Source organism: Streptomyces lothianensis (genome assembly GCF_047779955.1).
Taxonomy (GTDB): Bacteria; Actinomycetota; Actinomycetes; order Streptomycetales; family Streptomycetaceae; genus Streptomyces.
This window is the reverse complement of the sequence record NZ_JBLMKT010000078.1, coordinates 130,247-148,627: the sequence shown is the minus strand read 5'-3', so window position 1 is coordinate 148,627 and position 18,381 is coordinate 130,247. Positions and strand designations below refer to the sequence as shown.

The 18,381-nt window shown below is 70.6% G+C and carries 17 protein-coding genes; 9 read left to right on the top strand and 8 right to left on the bottom strand.

Features of this window, described 5'->3' with window-relative positions:
• The first annotated feature begins 2 nt into the window (after positions 1–2).
• The 6 genes from tpiA to ACLF6P_RS28535 all read left to right on the top strand — a co-directional run bounded on the left by tpiA (position 3) and on the right by ACLF6P_RS28535 (position 5,543).
• Positions 3–779, top strand: coding sequence for a triose-phosphate isomerase (gene tpiA, locus ACLF6P_RS28560; protein WP_415954310.1), 777 nt, complete (start codon positions 3–5; stop codon positions 777–779).
• A 149-nt stretch (positions 780–928) separates the two neighbouring features.
• A complete protein-coding gene (secG, locus tag ACLF6P_RS28555) occupies positions 929–1,159 on the top strand; it encodes a preprotein translocase subunit SecG (RefSeq protein WP_415954308.1) in 231 nt (76 codons plus the stop codon).
• Positions 1,160–1,450: 291 nt separating this feature from the next.
• Positions 1,451–1,786, top strand: coding sequence for an RNA polymerase-binding protein RbpA (locus tag ACLF6P_RS28550; protein ID WP_003976875.1), 336 nt, complete (start codon positions 1,451–1,453; stop codon positions 1,784–1,786).
• A gap of 157 nt (positions 1,787–1,943) precedes the next feature.
• Positions 1,944–3,215 carry an MFS transporter gene (locus tag ACLF6P_RS28545; RefSeq protein WP_415954261.1) on the top strand — a complete coding sequence of 424 codons (1,272 nt, stop codon included), beginning with the start codon at positions 1,944–1,946 and terminating at the stop codon, positions 3,213–3,215.
• Between the two features lie 79 nt (positions 3,216–3,294).
• Positions 3,295–4,947 carry a glucose-6-phosphate isomerase gene (gene pgi / locus ACLF6P_RS28540; RefSeq protein WP_415954259.1) on the top strand — a complete coding sequence of 551 codons (1,653 nt, stop codon included), beginning with the start codon at positions 3,295–3,297 and terminating at the stop codon, positions 4,945–4,947.
• Between the two features lie 110 nt (positions 4,948–5,057).
• Entirely contained in the window at positions 5,058–5,543 is a 486-nt protein-coding gene (locus ACLF6P_RS28535) for a DUF2087 domain-containing protein (protein WP_415954257.1), read from the top strand.
• A 208-nt stretch (positions 5,544–5,751) separates the two neighbouring features.
• Here the strand turns inward: ACLF6P_RS28535 and pgl are convergent, their stop codons facing one another.
• The 5 genes from pgl to tkt are packed head-to-tail and all read right to left on the bottom strand — an operon-like array spanning position 5,752 to position 12,441.
• Entirely contained in the window at positions 5,752–6,537 is a 786-nt protein-coding gene (pgl, locus tag ACLF6P_RS28530; protein ID WP_415954255.1) for a 6-phosphogluconolactonase, read from the bottom strand.
• A complete protein-coding gene (gene opcA / locus ACLF6P_RS28525) occupies positions 6,534–7,661 on the bottom strand; it encodes a glucose-6-phosphate dehydrogenase assembly protein OpcA (protein ID WP_415954253.1) in 1,128 nt (375 codons plus the stop codon). Before opcA ends, pgl begins: the two co-directional genes overlap by 4 nt.
• Positions 7,658–9,187 carry a glucose-6-phosphate dehydrogenase gene (gene zwf, locus ACLF6P_RS28520; RefSeq protein ID WP_415954251.1) on the bottom strand — a complete coding sequence of 510 codons (1,530 nt, stop codon included), beginning with the start codon at positions 9,185–9,187 and terminating at the stop codon, positions 7,658–7,660. The genes opcA and zwf overlap by 4 nt, the downstream gene beginning before the upstream one ends.
• Positions 9,188–9,191: 4 nt before the next feature.
• Complete coding sequence (gene tal / locus ACLF6P_RS28515; protein WP_415954250.1) at positions 9,192–10,310, bottom strand: transaldolase; 1,119 nt, start codon at positions 10,308–10,310, stop codon at positions 9,192–9,194.
• Between the two features lie 43 nt (positions 10,311–10,353).
• Entirely contained in the window at positions 10,354–12,441 is a 2,088-nt protein-coding gene (tkt, locus tag ACLF6P_RS28510; RefSeq protein WP_415954248.1) for a transketolase, read from the bottom strand.
• A 453-nt stretch (positions 12,442–12,894) separates the two neighbouring features.
• Between tkt and ACLF6P_RS28505 the strand changes: the two genes are divergently transcribed.
• The 3 genes from ACLF6P_RS28505 to ACLF6P_RS28495 all read left to right on the top strand — a co-directional run bounded on the left by ACLF6P_RS28505 (position 12,895) and on the right by ACLF6P_RS28495 (position 15,570).
• Positions 12,895–13,845 carry a heme o synthase gene (locus ACLF6P_RS28505; protein WP_415954307.1) on the top strand — a complete coding sequence of 317 codons (951 nt, stop codon included), beginning with the start codon at positions 12,895–12,897 and terminating at the stop codon, positions 13,843–13,845.
• A 90-nt stretch (positions 13,846–13,935) separates the two neighbouring features.
• Positions 13,936–14,286: a hypothetical protein gene (locus ACLF6P_RS28500; protein WP_415954246.1), complete on the top strand. Its 351-nt coding sequence runs from the start codon at positions 13,936–13,938 to the stop codon at positions 14,284–14,286.
• 114 nt (positions 14,287–14,400) lie between these two features.
• Complete coding sequence (locus tag ACLF6P_RS28495; RefSeq protein WP_415954244.1) at positions 14,401–15,570, top strand: amidohydrolase family protein; 1,170 nt, start codon at positions 14,401–14,403, stop codon at positions 15,568–15,570.
• Here ACLF6P_RS28495 and ACLF6P_RS28490 read toward each other — a convergent pair.
• The 3 genes from ACLF6P_RS28490 to ACLF6P_RS28480 all read right to left on the bottom strand — a co-directional run bounded on the left by ACLF6P_RS28490 (position 15,479) and on the right by ACLF6P_RS28480 (position 18,295).
• The gene (locus tag ACLF6P_RS28490; RefSeq protein ID WP_415954242.1) at positions 15,479–16,477 is read right to left on the bottom strand and encodes a COX15/CtaA family protein; all 999 of its coding nucleotides are present in this window, start codon (positions 16,475–16,477) and stop codon (positions 15,479–15,481) included. The two genes, ACLF6P_RS28495 and ACLF6P_RS28490, sit on opposite strands and share 92 nt — an antisense overlap.
• Positions 16,478–16,607: 130 nt before the next feature.
• Positions 16,608–17,375 (bottom strand): ABC transporter permease, encoded by a 768-nt coding sequence (locus ACLF6P_RS28485; protein ID WP_415954240.1) that lies wholly within the window; start codon positions 17,373–17,375, stop codon positions 16,608–16,610.
• Complete coding sequence (locus ACLF6P_RS28480) at positions 17,372–18,295, bottom strand: ABC transporter ATP-binding protein (protein ID WP_415954238.1); 924 nt, start codon at positions 18,293–18,295, stop codon at positions 17,372–17,374. The genes ACLF6P_RS28485 and ACLF6P_RS28480 overlap by 4 nt, the downstream gene beginning before the upstream one ends.
• Between the last annotated feature and the right edge of the window lie 86 nt (positions 18,296–18,381).

Sequence of the window (18,381 nt, the reverse complement as noted above, 5' to 3'; positions counted from 1 at the left end):
AGATCATGACCCGTACGCCCCTGATGGCGGGCAACTGGAAGATGAACCTCAACCACCTTGAGGCCATCGCCCACACCCAGAAGCTCGCTTTCGCGCTCGCCGACAAGGACTACGAGGCCGTCGAGGTCGCCGTCCTGGTGCCCTTCACCGACCTGCGCAGCGTCCAGACCCTGATCGAGGGCGACAAGCTCAAGATCAAGTACGGTGCGCAGGACCTCTCGGCGCACGACTCCGGCGCCTTCACCGGTGAGGTCTCCGGCCCGATGCTCTCGAAGCTCGGCTGCACCTACGTCGCCGTCGGCCACTCGGAGCGCCGCCAGTACCACAACGAGAGCGACGAGGTCTGCAACGCCAAGGTCAAGGCCGCCTACCGGCACGGCATGACGCCGATCCTGTGCGTCGGCGAAGGCCTCGACATCCGCAGGGCCGGCCAGCAGGTCCAGTACACGCTGAACCAGATCGACGGCGCGCTCAAGGACATCCCGGCCGAGCAGGCCGAGTCCATTGTGATCGCCTACGAGCCGGTCTGGGCCATCGGCACCGGCGAGGTCGCCACCCCCGAGGACGCCCAGGAGGTCTGCGGTGCGATCCGCGGGCGCCTGGCCGAGCTGTACTCGCAGGAGCTGGCCGACGCCGTCCGTATCCAGTACGGCGGCTCCGTGAAGTCCGGCAATGTCTCCGCGATCATGGCGCAGCCCGATGTCGACGGTGCCCTGGTGGGCGGCGCGGCGCTCGACGCCGACGAGTTCGTCAAGATCGTCCGGTTCCGCGACCAGTAGGGTCCGGTACCCTGACGGGGGTCGGCTCCCTCTGGTGGGAGCGGCCCCCGTCGTCGCGTATGTTGCTCTGTGCGAGATGTCCGACGACACCCGCACACCAACTGTCCGAAGCCGAGTGAACCGCCAGAAAGTGGGATCCAGCCGTGGTTATGGGCTTCTCGATCGCCCTGATCGTCTTCAGCCTGCTGCTGATGCTCCTTGTCCTGATGCACAAGGGGAAGGGCGGCGGCCTCTCCGACATGTTCGGCGGCGGTATGCAGTCCTCCGTCGGCGGTTCCTCCGTCGCGGAGCGCAACCTGGACCGGATCACCATCGTGGTCGGCCTCCTGTGGTTCGCGTGCATCGTGGTGCTCGGACTGCTGATGAAGCTCGACAACTGACCCCACGGTCTGCGGCTTTTCCACCGCCGTTTCGCCTTTCGGGCAGCCTGCCTCGGTTTTCGGGGCGGCTGCCCGTTTTGCTGTCTCGGCCCTTCGGGTGGGACTTGCTTTCCCCGTCCACAGCGGAACTTATGTGTGCTTAATATGGGGCGTACGTCTCGGGGTGGGGGTGTAACTCCGATCACTGGACGCGCGTTGGGCCTTCCGTAGACTGGCTCAGGCCGGTCGCCCCCGCGGTGCAGCCGTCGGTGGGCAACGCTGTGCAGCACCGTTACGCAGGGAGTTACGACCGTGGCAAGTGGCAACGCGATCCGTGGAAGCCGGGTCGGGGCGGGGCCGATGGGCGAGGCCGAGCGGGGCGAGTCGGCGCCGCGTCTGCGCATCTCCTTCTGGTGCTCCAACGGGCATGAGACGCAGCCGAGTTTCGCCAGCGACGCGCAGGTCCCCGAGACCTGGGACTGTCCCCGCTGCGGCTTCCCGGCAGGCCAGGACCGGGACAACCCGCCGGACCCGCCGCGCACCGAGCCGTACAAGACGCACCTCGCGTACGTACGGGAGCGGCGCAGCGACGCGGACGGCGAGGCGATCCTCGCCGAGGCGCTCGCGAAGCTCCGGGGCGAGATCTGACGCCCGTGATCTTCCGGGCGAGACGCCCGTGACTCCGGGCGGGGCCCGACGCCCGTGATACTTCCGCACGGGCGCTGACCTGCATGTGAGGTCCGGCCGCGGCCGATTGTCAGTGCCGCCCCCTACGGTTTCGAGCAGTGGAACCGAAGGGGGAAGGATGACTGCCGTCGAGACCGGGGATGGGGCTGCGCGCGGGCAAGTGCCCGCCTGGCGCGGTGGATTCGGACGCCTGTGGGCCGCCGCCGTGCTGTCCAGGTTCGGCGACGCCCTGCGCACCGCGGCGCTGCCGCTGCTCACCGACGAGCCGCTGCTGATCACGCTGGTGAGCGCCTGCGGCTATCTGCCGTGGCTGCTCTTCGGGCTGCTCGGCGGGGCCGTCGCCGACCGGGTGGACCAGCGGCGGGCGATGTGGGCCGTCGATGCCGTACGAGGCGGCCTCATGACCGTATTCGCGCTGGCCGTAGCCCTCGGACACGCCTCCATCGCACTCCTGGCCGCCCTCGCCTTCCTGCTCACCACCCTCCAGACCCTCTTCGACAACGCCGCCACGGCCCTGCTGCCCGCTCTCGTGCCCGGGACCGCCCTGAGCAGCGCCAACGCACGGCTGATGACCGGCCAGCAGATCGCCGGCGGCTTCGTGGCCGCGCCACTCGTCCCCGTGCTGCTCGCGGGCGGAATCGCGCTGCCGTACGGGGTGGACGGGGCCACCTACGTCATCGGGGCGTTCCTGATCGCCTCGCTGCGGATACCGGTTCCCGAGCGGGCACCCAGGCCCGCCGGAGCGACCCTGCGTGGGGACATCGCCGAGGGAATCCGTGTCCTGTGGCGGGACCGGCCGCTGCGTGCCCTGTGCTGGGCGACCACACTCAGCAACATCGGCATGGGCGCCCTGATCGCCACCCTGGTGATGCACGTGAAGTGGTGGCTGGACGCCGGCGACGGCGGCTATGCCGCCGCCCTGACCGCCTTCTCGGCGGGCAGCGTGGCCGGTGGCTTCCTTGCCGGACGGTTCGCGGCCCGGCTCGGGCGGATACGCGGCGTGTTCGTCGCCGGGGTCGTGCAGCTCATGTGCCTGGTGGCGATGGGCCTGATCAGGACGCTGTGGGCGGTGCTCGTGAGCCTGGCGCTGTTCGGCGTGATGAGCATGGTGTGGAACGTCAGCCAGCGCACCCTGATGCAGGAGCGCAGCCCGCGCGAGATGCTGGGCAGGATCAGTGCCGCCTACCGCACCCTCGCGGTGGCCGGTGCGCCGCTGGGCGCCCTGCTCGGCGGAGCGGTGGCCACGGGCTGGGGACCGAACGCTCCGGCGCTGCTCGCGGCGGCGGTCTTCGTGGCCGCGGTCGCGGTGCTGCTGCCGGTGCGGAGCGACGTCCCGTGCCCCGGGCCGAAGCCGCCCGGCACGGGACAGACGACTCGAAGAGACACCTGATCAACTAGGTTTGGGGAGGCAGCGGGGCGCGGCGCTCAGGACGAGTGCCGCGGACTATTGAGAGGGCTGGAAGTCCGAGATGAACGCAAGTGACCGTACGCGGCTGAACCAGATGCCCGAGTGGGCCGCGCTGGCCAAGCACCGGGAGCAGCTGGGCGAGACGCATCTGCGCACCCTCTTCGCGAACGACCCCGGGCGCGGCACCGGCTACACCCTCCAGGTCGGTGATCTGCACCTGGACTACTCGAAGCAGCTCGTCACCGACGAGACCCTGTCCCTGCTGCGCGAGCTGGCCGCCGCCAGTGACGTCTTCGGCCTGCGCGATGCCATGTTCCGCGGCGAGAAGATCAACACGACCGAGGACCGGGCCGTGCTGCACACGGCTCTGCGCGCCCCGCGCGAGGCCGTCATCGAGGTCGACGGGCAGAACGTGGTGCCCGAGGTGCACGCCGTCCTCGACAAGATGAGCGCGTTCTCCGAGAAGGTCCGAGGTGGCGAGTGGACCGGCCACACCGGCAAGCGGATCAGGAACATCGTCAACATCGGCATCGGCGGCTCCGACCTCGGCCCCGCGATGGCCTACGAGGCGCTGCGCTCCTACACCCGGCGCGATCTCACGGTCCGCTTCGTCTCCAACGTGGACGGCGCCGACCTGCACGAGGCCGTACGGGACCTCGACCCGGCCGAGACGCTGTTCGTCATCGCCTCGAAGACCTTCACCACCATCGAGACGATCACCAACGCCACCTCGGCGCGCGACTGGCTGCTTACCGGCCTCAGGGCCGGGCAGGAGGCCGTGGCCAAGCACTTCGTGGCCCTGTCGACGAACGCCGGGAAGGTCGCCGACTTCGGCATCGACACGGCCAACATGTTCGAGTTCTGGGACTGGGTCGGCGGGCGCTATTCCTACGACTCGGCGATCGGGCTCTCGCTGATGATCGCCATCGGACCGGACCGCTTCCGGGAGATGCTCGACGGCTTCCACCTCGTCGACGAACACTTCCGCACCGCGCCGCCCGAGGCAAACGCGCCGCTCCTGCTCGGGCTGCTCGGCGTCTGGTACGGAGCGTTCTTCGACGCGCAGTCGCACGCGGTGCTGCCGTACTCGCACTATCTGTCCAAGTTCACCGCGTACCTCCAGCAGCTGGACATGGAGTCCAACGGCAAGTCCGTGGACCGCGACGGCAACCCCGTCGACTGGCAGACCGGGCCGGTCGTCTGGGGCACGCCCGGCACCAACGGGCAGCACGCGTACTACCAGTTGATCCACCAGGGCACGAAGCTCGTCCCCGCCGACTTCATCGGCTTCGCAAAGCCGGTCGACGACCTGCTCCCGGGCCTTGCCGCCCAGCACGACCTCCTGATGGCCAACTTCTTCGCCCAGACCCAGGCGCTCGCCTTCGGCAAGACGCCCGAGGAAGTACGGGCCGAGGGGGTGCCCGAGGAACTCGTCGCGCACAAGACCTTCAAGGGCAACCACCCCACGACCACCATCCTGGCCCCCGGGCTCACCCCGTCCGTGCTCGGCCAGCTGATCGCCCTGTACGAGCACAAGGTGTTCGTGCAGGGCGCGATCTGGAACATCGACTCCTTCGACCAGTGGGGCGTCGAACTCGGCAAGGTCCTCGCCAAGCGCGTGGAACCCGCCCTCACCGAAGGCACCGAGGTCCCCGGCCTCGACGCCTCGTCCAAGGCCCTTGTCGCCAAGTACCGGGAGATGCGCGGGCGTTGAGCCCGGGATGCGGGGGCGCGGCGTAATTCGGGTGCGCCGTGCCCTTTCGGGGGGCGACACTGCTGCGGCCCAGTCCGCGGCGCCCGTCGCCCCCCAGGAAGGTCCCGCCCATGAGCCGGCAGCTGCTGTCCGCCCTCGCCGATCCCGAACGCCTCAAGCTGTACGCGAGCATCGTCCGCTTCGGCGACGCGGCCGAGGCCACCGGGGGAAAGCAGGGACAGAAGCATCTGTCCCGGCTCATCGGAGCCGGACTGATCGAGCCGCAGCCGGACGGGTCCTTCAAGGCCGACGCCGCCGTCTTCCAGAAGGCGCTCGCGACCGGGACCCGCACTGAAGACCAGGACGTCCCCCAGGAGTTGTGGCCGTTCTTCGCCGAGGGGCGGCTGCGTTCCATGCCGATGCGCCCCGCCGTACGCCATGAGCTGCTCGCACATCTGGTCCGGACCCTCTTCGAAGCGGCACGCGACTACACGGAGCCCGAGGTCAACCGGCGCTTCACGACCGTGCACGAGGACAGCGCCATGCTGCGCCGCTACTGTGTCGACGGCGGGCTGCTGCGGCGCACGAAGGACGGCACCCGCTACCAGGCGGCCTGAGGGCGGCCTGTGGGTTCCCCCGGAGCAGCGGATACCCACTCATGACCTGGAACGACGCTCGGGGAGCGGGCTTGGTGCGGCGGTACGCAGGCCGGCCCGTCCACAGGGCCGTCGCCGTGATGCCGGGTCGCCCGCCAGGGCCCGAACGGCGGATCGTCTGATCAGCCGTCCGGGCCCTGGCGGACGAGCAGTGCCCGAACGGTGCGGTTCAGGCGAGCGCCGGCGGGTACAGCTGCCGCGGGAGCTGGGAAGCCGCCGCCGCGTCCAGGAGCCAGAGCGTGCGGGCGCGGCCGTATGCGCCCGCCGCCGGGGCCTGGATCTCGCCCGCGCCGGAGAGGGCGATCGCCGCTGCCTTCGCCTTGTCCTCGCCCGCCGCGAGCAGCCACACCTCACGTGCGGCGCGGATCGCCGGCAGGGTGAGGGAGATCCGCGTGGGCGGTGGTTTGGGGGCGCCGTGGACGCCGATGACCATGCGGTCCGTCTCGCGTACGCCGGGGTGTTCCGGGAACAGCGAGGCCACATGCGTGTCCGGGCCGACGCCGAGCAGCAGTACGTCGAAGGCCGGGACCCGGGCGTGGTTCTCGGGCCGGGCGGCCCGGGCCAGTTCGGCCGCGTAGGCCTCGGCGGCCGCGTCCGGGTCGTTGCCGCAGGCCCCGTCCGAGGCCGGCATCGCATGGACCCGCGCCGGATCGAGCGGGACCGCGTCGAGCAGCGCCTCGCGGGCCTGTGTGACATTGCGGTCCGGATCGCCCTCCGGCAGGAACCGCTCGTCGCCCCACCACAGGTCCAGACGCGACCAGTCGATCGCGTCCCGGGCGGGCGAGGCGGCGAGCGCGGCAAGGAGACCGTTGCCGTTGCGCCCGCCCGTGAGGACCACCGAGGCCGATCCGCGGGCGGCTTGCGCGTCCACGATCTTCGTGAGCAGCCGGGCCGCCGCGGCCTGTGCCATCAGTTCCTTGTCGCGGTGGACGACCAGCTGGGGTGCTGCGGTCACTTCGCCTTCGCCCCCGAAGCCCTGGTCGCCTTCTTCGGCCCCCGCGCCGGCGTCGCCTCCGGTGCTTCCGTGACCGCGGCCGGAGCCTTCGCCACGGCGGTGGAGGCCGCCTCCTGCGAAGAGGACGCCGGCTCCTTGTCCGTACGGGAGGAGCGGGCCGGTCCGGACCCGGTCTCCGGCTCGGCGGACACCGGCCCCGGAGCCCCCAGCCGCTCCACGCCGAAGCGCAGCGCCGAGGCGTAGGTGTCGTCCGGGTCGAGCCGCCGCAGTTCCTCCGCGATCAGCTCCGCCGTCTCGCGCCGCTTCAGCGCCACCGCACGGTCCGGCTGCCCCTGCATGGACAGCGTGGCCAGCGATCCGTCGGCCCGGTCCAGGACGATCGGCCCGCAGTCCGTGTCCAGCCGTACGGCCGTGAGCCCGGGCCCCGAGGACAGCGAGCGCCGGACCGGCACCTGCAGCCGGTCCGCGAGCCACATCCCGAGCAGCTCGCAGCTCGGGTTGAACTCCTCGCCCTCGACCTCGACCTCGTTCACCTGGCAGGTGACCTGGTCGAGCGCCGCCGCCAGCATCGAGCGCCACGGCGTGATGCGGGTCCACGCCAGGTCCGTGTCGCCGGGCGTGTAGGTCTCGGCGCGCGCGGTCAGCTCGTGGATGGGCTGCTCGGCGGCGTAGGTGTCGGTGACGCGGCGCTGGGCCAGCGAACCGAGCGGGTCGGTGGCGGGCGACAGCGGGGCGTTCACCGGCCACCAGACGACGACCGGGGCGTCGGGCAGCAGCAGCGGGAGCACCACCGACTGGGCGTGGTTGATGATCTCGCCGTGCAGGCGGAGCACCACGGTCTCGCCGGTGCCCGCGTCCGCGCCGACCCGTACCTCGGCGTCGAGCCGGGACTGCGTACGGTCCCGCGGGGTGCGCGAGACGCGCTTGATGACGACGAGCGTGCGCGAGGGGTGCTCGCGCGAGGCGTCGCTCGCGGCCTTGAGCGCGTCGTAGGCGTTCTCCTCGTCGGTGACGATGACGAGGGTGAGCACCATGCCGACGGCGGGCGTGCCGATCGCGCGGCGGCCCATGACGAGCGACTTGTTGATCTTGCTGGAGGTGGTGTCCGTGAGGTCGATCTTCATGGCCGACGCCAGCTCCGTCCGTCTCGTTCGAGCATTTCGTCCGCCTCGACGGGACCCCAGGTGCCCGCCGGGTACTCGGCGGGCTTGCCGTTGGCGTCCCAGTACTGCTCGACGGGGTCGAGGATGTTCCAGGACAGCTCGACCTCCTCCGTGCGCGGGAAGAGGTTGGAGTCGCCGAGCAGTACGTCGAGGATCAGGCGTTCGTACGCCTCGGGGCTCGACTCGGTGAAGGACTCGCCGTACGCGAAGTCCATGGACACATCGCGTACTTCCATCGACGTGCCCGGCACCTTCGAACCGAAGCGCACCGTCACACCCTCGTCCGGCTGCACCCGGATGACCAGGGCGTTGCGGCCCAGCTCCTCGGTCGCCGTGTGGTCGAAGGGGGAGTGCGGGGCGCGCTGGAAGACCACGGCGATCTCGGTGACCCGGCGGCCGAGCCGCTTCCCGGTGCGCAGGTAGAACGGCACACCCGCCCAGCGCCGGTTGTCGATCTGCAGCTTCACCGCGGCATAGGTGTCGGTCTTCGACGCGGGGTCGATGCCGTCCTCCTGCAGATAGCCGATGACCTTCGCGCCACCCTGCCAGCCGGCCGTGTACTGGGCGCGGACCGTTCCGGTGGACAGGTCATCGGGCAGCTTGACCGCGCCGAGCACCTTGGTCTTCTCGGCCGCGAGCGCGTCCGCGTCGAAGGAGGAGGGCTCCTCCATCGCGGTCAGCGCGAGCAGTTGGAGCAGGTGGTTCTGGATGACGTCCCGCGCGGCGCCGATGCCGTCGTAGTAGCCGGCGCGGCCGCCGATGCCGATGTCCTCGGCCATCGTGATCTGGATGTGGTCGACATAGGACCGGTTCCAGATCGGCTCGAAGAGGGTGTTGGCGAAGCGGAGCGCCAGGATGTTCTGGACGGTCTCCTTGCCGAGGTAGTGGTCGATCCGGAACACCTGGTCCGGCTTGAACACCTCGTGCACGATCGCGTTGAGCTCCTTGGCGGAGGCGAGATCGTGCCCGAAGGGCTTCTCGATCACCGCGCGCCGCCAGGACTCGCCCGGCCCGTCGGCCAGGCCGTGCTTCTTGAGCTGCTGGACGACCTTGGGGAAGAACTTCGGCGGTACGGAGAGGTAGAACGCGAAGTTCCCGCCCGTGCCCTGCTTCTTGTCCAGGTCCTCCATGGTGGCCTTCAACTGCTCGAAGGCGTCGTCGTCGTCGAAGTTGCCCTGGATGAAGCGCATGCCCTGGATGAGCTGCTGCCAGACCTCCTCGCGGAACGGGGTCCGCGCGTGCTGCTTGACGGCGTCGTGCACCTCCTGGGCGAAGTCCTCGTCCTGCCATTCGCGGCGGGCGAAGCCGATGAGCGAGAAGCCCGGCGGCAGCAGCCCGCGGTTGGCCAGGTCGTACACGGCGGGCATCAGCTTCTTGCGCGAGAGGTCGCCCGTGACGCCGAAGATCACCAGGCCCGACGGCCCCGCGATACGCGGGAGCCGTCGGTCCGCGGTGTCACGGAGCGGGTTTGCTCCGGTTGTGCTCAAGGTGTCAGCCCTCCGAAGGGGCGAGCTTCTTCAGCTCCGCCTCGGTCGACTTGAGCAGGTCGTTCCAGGAGGCCTCGAACTTCTCGACGCCCTCGTCCTCCAGGAGCTGGACGACATCGTCGTAGGCGATGCCGAGCTTCTCCACGGCGTCGAGGTCGGCGCGGGCCTGCTCGTAGGTGCCGGCGATGGTGTTGCCGGTGATCTGCCCGTGGTCGGCGGTCGCGTCGAGGGTGGCCTCCGGCATCGTGTTCACGGTGCCGGGTGCGACCAGGTCGTCCACGTACAGGGTGTCCTTGTACGCGGGGTCCTTGACGCCGGTCGAGGCCCACAGCGGACGCTGCCGGTTGGCGCCGGCCCGGTCGAGGGCGGCCCAGCGCTCGCCGCCGAAGACCTCCTCGTAGGCCTGGTAGGCGAGCCGGGCGTTGGCGAGGGCGGCCTTGCCGCGCAGCGCCTTTGCCTCGTCGGTGCCCAGCGCGTCGAGGCGCTTGTCGATCTCGGTGTCCACGCGGGAGACGAAGAACGAGGCCACCGAGTGGATCCGGGTGAGGTCCAGGCCCTTGGCCTTGGCCTGCTCCAGGCCCGCGAGGTAGGCGTCCATGACCTCGCGGTAGCGCTCCAGCGAGAAGATCAGCGTCACGTTGACGCTGATGCCCTTGCCGATCGTCTCGGTGATGGCCGGCAGACCCGCCTTCGTGGCCGGGATCTTGATGAGCGTGTTCGGCCGGTCGACCAGCCACGCCAGCTGCTTGGCCTCGGCGACCGTGGCCTTGGTGTTGTGCGCCAGGCGCGGGTCGACCTCGATGGAGACCCGGCCGTCCTGGCCCTCGGTCGCCTCGAAGACCGGGCGGAGGATGTCGGCGGCGTCCCGTACATCCGCGGTGGTGATCATGCGGATGGCTTCCTCGACGGTCACCTTGCGGGCGGCGAGGTCGGCGAGCTGCTGCTCGTAGCCGTCGCCGGAGGAGATCGCCTTCTGGAAGATCGACGGGTTCGTCGTGACGCCCACGACATGGCTCTGGTCGATCAGCTCGGCCAGGTTGCCGGACGTGATGCGCTTGCGCGACAGGTCGTCCAGCCAGATCGCGACGCCTTCCTCGGAGAGGCGCTTGAGTGCGTCTGTCATGGAAATTGCATCTCCTACGTGTCGTATGAAGCGTCTGGGGGCGTCAGCGCGCGGCCGCGGCGAGAGATTCCTTCGCGGCGGCGGTGACCGCCTCGGCGGTCAGGCCGAACTCCTCGAAGAGCACCTTGCCGTCGGCCGAGGCACCGAAGTGCTCGAGCGAGACGATCCGGCCGGTGTCCCCGACGAAGCGGTGCCAGGTCAGTCCGACGCCGGCCTCGACCGCGACCCGCGCCTTCACCGAAGGCGGCAGGACACTGTCGCGGTACTGCTGGTCCTGGGCGTCGAACCACTCGACACACGGCATCGAGACGACCCGGGTGGCGACACCGTCGGCCTCCAGGGCCTCCCGGGCGCCGACGGCCAGCTGGACCTCGGAACCGGTGGCGATGAGGACGACGTCCGGGGTCTCCTTGGAGGCCTCGAACAGGACGTAGCCGCCCTTGGCGGCGTCCTCGTTGCGCTCGTAGGTCGGCACACCCTGGCGGGTCAGTGCGAGGCCGTGCGGGGCGGACTTGCCGTAGTCCTTCCTGCCGCGGCGCAGGATCTCGCGCCAGGCGATCGCCGTCTCGTTGGCGTCGGCCGGGCGGACCAGGTTGAGGCCCGGGATGGCGCGCAGCGCGGCGAGGTGCTCGACCGGCTGGTGGGTGGGGCCGTCCTCGCCGAGGCCGATCGAGTCGTGCGTCCACACGTACGTGACGGGCAGGTGCATCAGGGCGGACAGACGCACGGCATTGCGCATGTAGTCCGAGAACACCAGGAAGGTGCCGCCGTAGATACGGGTGTGGCCGTGCAGCGCGATGCCGTTCATGGCCGCGGCCATGGCGTGCTCGCGGATGCCGAAGTGGATCGTGCGGCCGTACGGGTCCGCCCCGGGCAGCGGGTTGTCCGCCGGCAGGAAGGAGCTGGTCTTGTCGATCGTGGTGTTGTTGGAACCCGCGAGGTCGGCCGAGCCGCCCCACAGCTCCGGGATCACCGCGCCCAGCGCCTGCAGGACCTTGCCGGAGGCGGCACGCGTGGCCACGCCCTTGCCGGTCTCGAACTCGGGGAGCTTGGCCTCCCACCCGGCCGGCAGCTCGCCCGCGTTGATCCGGTCGAACTCGGCGGCGCGCTCCGGGTTGGCGGTGCGCCAGGCGGCGAGCGACTTGTCCCACTCGTTGCGGGCCTCGGCGCCGCGCGCCAGCGCGCCACGGGTGTGGGCGATCACGTCGTCGGAGACGTCGAAGCTGCGCTCCGGGTCGAAGCCGAGGACGCGCTTGGTGGCGGCCACCTCGTCGTCGCCGAGCGCCGAGCCGTGCGCGGCCTCGGTGTTCTGCGCGTTGGGGGCGGGCCAGGCGATGATCGAGCGCATCGCGATGAACGACGGCTTGTCGGTCACCGCCTTCGCGGCCTCGATCGCGTTGTACAGGGCCTCGGGGTCCAGGTCGCCGTCCGGCTTCGGGTCGACGCGCTGCACATGCCAGCCGTAGGCCTCGTAGCGCTTGCAGGTGTCCTCGGAGACGGCGGTCTCGGTGTCGCCCTCGATCGAGATGTGGTTGTCGTCCCACAGCAGGACCAGATTGCCCAGCTTCTGGTGGCCCGCGAGCGAGGAGGCCTCGGCGGAGATGCCCTCCTGCAGGCAGCCGTCACCGGCGATCGCGTAGACGAAGTGGTCGAAGGGCGACTCGCCGGCCGGGGCCTCGGGGTCGAACAGGCCGCGCTCGTAGCGGGCGGCCATCGCCATGCCCACGGCGTTCGCGACACCCTGGCCGAGCGGTCCGGTGGTGGTCTCCACGCCGGGGGTGTGACCGTACTCCGGGTGACCGGGGGTCTTGGAACCCCAGGTGCGGAACGCCTTGAGATCATCGAGCTCCAGACCGAAACCGGCCAGGTAGAGCTGGATGTAGAGCGTCAGGGACGAGTGACCGGCGGAGAGTACGAAACGGTCGCGCCCCACCCACTCGGGGTCGGCGGGGTCATGGCGCATCACCTTCTGGAAGAGGGTGTACGCGGCCGGGGACAGGCTCATGGCCGTACCGGGATGGCCGTTGCCGACCTTCTGTACGGCATCTGCGGCCAGGACACGTCCCGTGTCGACGGCGCGCTGGTCGAGCTCGGTCCACTCGAGGTCTGTGGTGGTCGGCTTGGTGCTCACCCTGGGTCAGGGCTCCTCTCCACATGCTCCACATGTCGAAACCGGCGGCGTGCGCGGCCGGATTACGAAGCCCGGCGTTGCTGCGCCGCCCGGCCTCCACCGCCGAGCCTACCGGCTGTTTTCGGCGCCTATTCCGGGCTCCGCTCCCGTGGACCCCGCTGCCGCCGCCGACGTTCTCAAGTGATGGACACGCCGCTCGTCTGGACCAACTTCAAGGCCGTCTTCAGGGCCGTTCCCAGACTGCCCGGTCGCGGCCGGATACGCCTGCCGGAGTCGGCCGGATGCGCCCGCCGACACCGGCCGGAGGGCCGAACGGGCCGGTACCCCAACACGACCCACCCCCGCGAAGGACGAAGTACGGGCAACGTCTACAGTGGCGTGGTACGCGCGAGCCTTTACCGGGTGTTCACAACCGTCGACGTCCGGCGTGCTCGCTGGGAGTCTCTGTCAGGGGTGTGCGTGACGGCCGTCGAGTCCCGTCCTGCGGGCGCGCTGGGAACGAACAGTGCGAACCACCGGCCGTTCAAGGCCCGTGTCATGGCGTTCATCGCGCTGACGAAGCCACGGATCATCGAGCTGCTGCTCATCACGACCGTGCCGGTGATGTTCCTCGCCGAGCAGGGCGTGCCGGATCTGTCGCTGGTCCTGGTGACCTGCCTCGGCGGCTATCTGTCGGCGGGCGGGGCCAATGCCCTGAACATGTGGTACGACCGCGATATCGACGCGCTCATGGAGCGGACCTCGCAGCGGCCCCTTGTCACCGGCATGGTGAGCCCGCGCGAGTGCCTCGCCTTCGGTATCGCCCTCGCGATCGGCTCCACCCTGCTCTTCGGCTTCGCCGTCAACTGGCTCTCGGCCTGGCTGGCGCTCGGTGCGCTGATCTTCTACTCCGTCGTCTACACGATGATCCTGAAGCGGCGGACCTCGCAGAACATCGTGTGGGGCGGGATCGCGGGCTGTATGCCGGTGCTCATCGGCTGGTCCTCGGTCACCAACTCGCTCTCCTACGCGCCGGTCATCCTCTTCCTGGTGATGTTCTTCTGGACGCCGCCGCACTACTGGCCGCTGTCCATGAAGGTCAAGGACGACTACGCCCGCGCGGGCGTGCCCATGCTTCCGGTGCTCGCCTCCAACAAGGTGGTCGCCCGGCAGATCGTCCTCTACAGCTGGGTCATGGTCGGCGCCTCGCTGCTGCTCACGCCGCTCGGCTACACCGGCTGGTTCTACACCCTGGTCGCGCTGCTCGCGGGCGGTTTCTGGCTGTGGGAGGCGCACGCGCTGCAGAACCGGGCGAAGGCCGAGGTGACGGGCGCGAAGCTCAAGGAGATGCGGCTGTTCCACTGGTCGATCACCTACGTCTCGCTGCTGTTCGTGGCCGTCGCGGTGGACCCGTTCCTGCGCTGAGACGGGCCTGGTGCCCTGGCCGGGACGGAGTGGCGTCCTGCGCCGGGACGGGCGTGGCGCGTTTGGCTACCGGTCGGTAGCATGCGTTGTATGGGAGAGACCAAGACGCAGACGGCGGGCACGGGCGCGGGCGCCGGGAACGAGCGGGCCGTGGCGAAGCTGGCCAAGCAGCTCGGTGCCTTCGCCAAGGAGCACGGCGGGGCCGAGGCACAGCTCGCGTACGTGGGGGAGCGCGGCACGCGGATCGTGCTCGTCGGCCAGGACGGTGCCTGGGGCGATGCCTTTGCCACCAGCCACGCCGTGGCCGAGGGCGCGGTCGACAAGGCCGGTCTCACGGTGCACGAGGACTTCGACGGCGACTTCGCGGCCCGGGTGAAGACCGGCCGGTACGAGTGGTCGCGCATGGCGGGCATCCAGGTCGGCGGCCCGAAGAACAAGTAGCCGCCTGCTGCCCGGGCGGCAGGCGCGCTTTCCGTCCTGAGGGCGGAGCAACACCTGGGGCGGGCTCTCGCGTTAGGACCGTTAGGAACCTCGGTCCAGCGCAGGGAGCACCGGATGATCGACACACCGTCCCTGGTGGACCAGCACTGCCACGGCGTGCTGCGCACCGAGCTCGGGCTCGGCACGTTCGAGGCGTATCTCGGCCGGGGGGAGGGACCACCCGCCCCCGGCACGACCTTCTTCGACACCCAGACCGGGTTCGCCGTACGGCGCTGGTGCCCGCCGCTGCTCGGCCTCCAGCCGCACTGTCCGGCCCCGCACTACCTGGCCCGCCGACGCGAGCTCGGGGTGGTGGAGGCGGGGCGGCGGCTGCTCGGCGGCAGCGGAATCACCACGTACCTCGTCGACACGGGGCTTGCCGAGGACCTGACCGGTCCGGCGGAGCTCGCGGCCTTCGGCGGGGCGATCGCCCATGAGATCGTCCGGCTCGAACTGCTCGCCGAGCAGGTCGCCGACACCTCGGGGACCGTCGAGTCCTTCCTCGCCAACCTCGCCGAGTCCGTGCACGGCGCGGCGGCCGGAGCGATCGCGTTCACCTCGGTCGCCGGCGTACGCCACGGCCTCGCCCTCGTGCCCGAGCCCCCGGACGCGGGCGAGGTACGCGGGGCCGCCGCACGGTGGCTGGCCGGCCGACAGGTCGGCGGGCGGCTGAAGGATCCGGTGCTGCTGCGGCATCTGCTGTGGATCGCCGTCGCCAGCGGGCTGCCGCTGCAACTGCACTCGGGGGCGGGCGATCCGGGACCGTACGTCACGGGCTTCGCGCGGGCGACGGCCGGGCTCGGGACCGACCTCGTGCTGCTGCACGGCTATCCGTACCACCGCCACGCCGCCCAGCTGGCCGGACTCTTCCCGCATGTGTACGCGGACCTCGGCCCGGCCCTGGCGTGCTCGGGCGGCGCACGTGCCGCGGCCGCCTTGGCCGAGGTGCTGGAACTCGCGCCGTTCGGGAAGCTGCTGTTCTCCAGCGGGGCACGCGGGCTGCCCGAACTGCACGTGGTCGCGGCCCGCGCCTTCGGCGAGGCGCTCGCGCGCGTGCTCGGCGGCTGGGTCGCGGAGGGCGCCTGGTCGCGTACGGACGCGGACCGGGTCGCCGCGATGATCGCGGCGGAGAACGCCGGACGGGTCTACGGGATCAGCGCGCGGCCGCCAGCGGGGACTCCGCCTGCGCCGGAACACCGGGTGCCTCGGCAGGGCGCTCGCGCAGTGCGAGCAGCAGGCGGATGACCGCGATCCACATCAGGCACGAGCCCAGCATGTGCGCCGCGACCAGGAGCTCAGGGAGATCCGTGAAGTACTGCACATAGCCGATGCCGCCCTGCGCGAGCAGGATCAGGAACAGGGTGCGGGTGCGGGCGAGCGGGCCGGGCGGGGCGTCGACGGCCTTGAGGACGAACCACAGGGCGAAGGTCAGCGAGACCACGACCCAGGCAAGGACCGCGTGCAGCTTGGTGATGTTCTCCCAGTCGAGCGGGATGCGGTGCACCTCGCTGGAATCGCCCGCGTGCGGTCCCGCGCCGGTGACCACCGTGCCGACGGCGACGAGCAGCCCGGCCGCGACGGCGAGGATCCAGACCAGCTGGCGCACCGACTTCCCGACCAGCGGACGCGGCGCCGCATCGCCCTCCCCGGCGCGCTGCCACATCACCGTGGCGACGGTGATCAGCGTGGTGGAGAGCAGGAAGTGCGCCGCGACCGTGTACGGGTTGAGGCCGACCAGCACCACGATGCCGCCGAGCACCGCATTGCTCATGACCAGCCAGAACTGCACCCAGCCCAGGCGGGTGAGACCGCGGCGGTGCGGCTTGTTCGAGCGGGCCGCGATGATCGCCCAGCCGACGGCCGCGCACAGCACGTAGGTGAGCATCCGGTTGCCGAACTCGATGACGCCGTGGAAGCCCATCTCGGCGGTCGCGGTGAGCGAGTCGTCGGTGCACTTGGGCCAGGTCGGGCAGCCGAGGCCGGAGCCGGTCAGCCGGACGGCGCCGCCGGTCACGACGATCAGCACGTTCATGACGAGGGAGGAGAGGATCGCGCGCCGCAGGATCCGCTCTGAGGGGGTCCAGCGCTCGGCGATGAAGGCGAGCGGGTTGCGCGCGGCTCGCGCGGCATCGGCTCGGGTCACGTTTGGCACGGGGACATCGTAGAGGGCGGGTTTGTGCACGTTTTCACGAGGGTCGCGCCGTGCGGCCCCCGTGACCGCCACTCCCAGCGGAAGAAGCGCACCTGGCAGCCACTCCCAGCGGAAGGAGCGCGCCTGGCCGCTACTCCCAGCGGAAGAAGCGCGCCGCCGCACCGAGGCCGAGCACCGACCACACCGCCAGGATCCCGAGGTCGCCCCACGGCATGCCCGCGCCGTGCTGGAGGACGTCGCGCAGGCCGTCCGAGAGCGCCGAGATGGGCAGCAGGCCGAGTACGGACTGGGCGGCGTCCGGGAACTTGTCCAGCGGGACGATCACGCCGCCGCCGACCAGGAGGAGCAGGAAGACGAGGTTGGCGGCGGCCAGCGTTGCCTCCGCCTTCAGCGTGCCCGCCATCAGCAGGCCGAGGCCCGAGAAGGCCGCCGTGCCGAGGACCAGCAGGAGCAGGACCGCCAGGGGGTTGCCGTGCGGGGACCAGCCGAGGGCGAAGGCAATCGCGGTGAGCAGGGCGATCTGCAGCACCTCGACGGCCAGGACGGAGAGGGTCTTCGCCGTCATCAGGGCCCAGCGCGGCAGCGGCGAGCTGCCGAGCCGCTTGAGCACCCCGTAGCGCCGCTCGAAGCCCGTGGAGATGGCCTGCCCGGTGAAGGCCGTGGACATCACCGCGAGCGCGAGGACACCCGGCGCGAGGAAGTCGACCGAGCTGCCCTCGCCCGTGTCGATGATGTCGACGGTCGAGAACAGCACCAGGAGCAGTGAGGGGATGACGACGGTGAGCAGCAGCTGTTCACCGTTGCGCAGCAGCATCTTCGTCTCGAAGGCGGCCTGCGCCCCGATCATCCGGGGCAGCGGGGCCGCTCCGGGCCTCGGCGTATGGGTACCGGCGCTCATCCGCGCAGCTCCTTACCGGTCAGCTCCAGGAAGACGTCCTCGAGCGTGTGCCGCTCCACCGAGATCCGGTCCGGCATCACCCCGTGCTGGGCGCACCAGGTCGTCACGGTGGCCAGGAGCTGCGGGCCGACGGCACCGGTCACCCGGTATGAGCCCGGGGTGAGCTCGGCGGCCGCCGTGTCCGTGGGGAGTGCCTTGAGCAGCGAGGCGAGATCGAGCCCGGGGCGTCCGGAGAAGCGCAGCGTGTTCTCGGCGCCGCCCTTGCACAGCCGCTCGGGGCTGCCCTGGGCGATGACCTTGCCCGCGTCGATGATGGCGACGTCGTCGGCGAGCTGTTCGGCCTCGTCCATGTGGTGCGTGGTGAGGACGACGCTGACCCCGTCGGCGCGCAGTTCCCGCACGAGAGCCCAGGTGGCGCGGCGCGCCTGCGGGTCGAGGCCTGCCGTCGGCTCGTCGAGGAAGACCAGCTCGGGGCGGCCCACGACGGCGAGCGCGAGCGCGAGGCGCTGCTGCTGGCCGCCGGAGAGCCTGCGGTAGGGCGTGCGGCCGCAACTGCCCAGGCCGAGCCGCTCGATCAGCGCGTCGACGTCGAGCGGGTGGGCGTGCAGCTTGGCGACGTGGCGGAGCATCTCGTCGGCGCGGGCACCGGAGTAGACGCCGCCGGTCTGCAGCATGACGCCGATACGCGGCCGCAGTTCGGGGGCCTGGCGTGCGGGGTCGAGGCCGAGGACGCGGACCGTGCCGGAGTCCGGCTTCCGGTAGCCCTCGCAGGTCTCGACGGTGGTGGTCTTGCCGGCGCCGTTGGGACCGAGGACGGCGGTGATGCCCGCCGCGGCCTCCAGGTCCAGGCCGTCCACGGCGGTCTTGCTGCCGTACCGCTTCACGAGGTTCGTGAGCTGGACGACGGGCTCGGTTCGCATGAGGACTGAGTCTAGGGATCGTCTGCCGGTCCCCGGTCGCCGGGTGTTCGGCGGGGCCGTACGGCCGTCAGGTGCGATCCCACGGT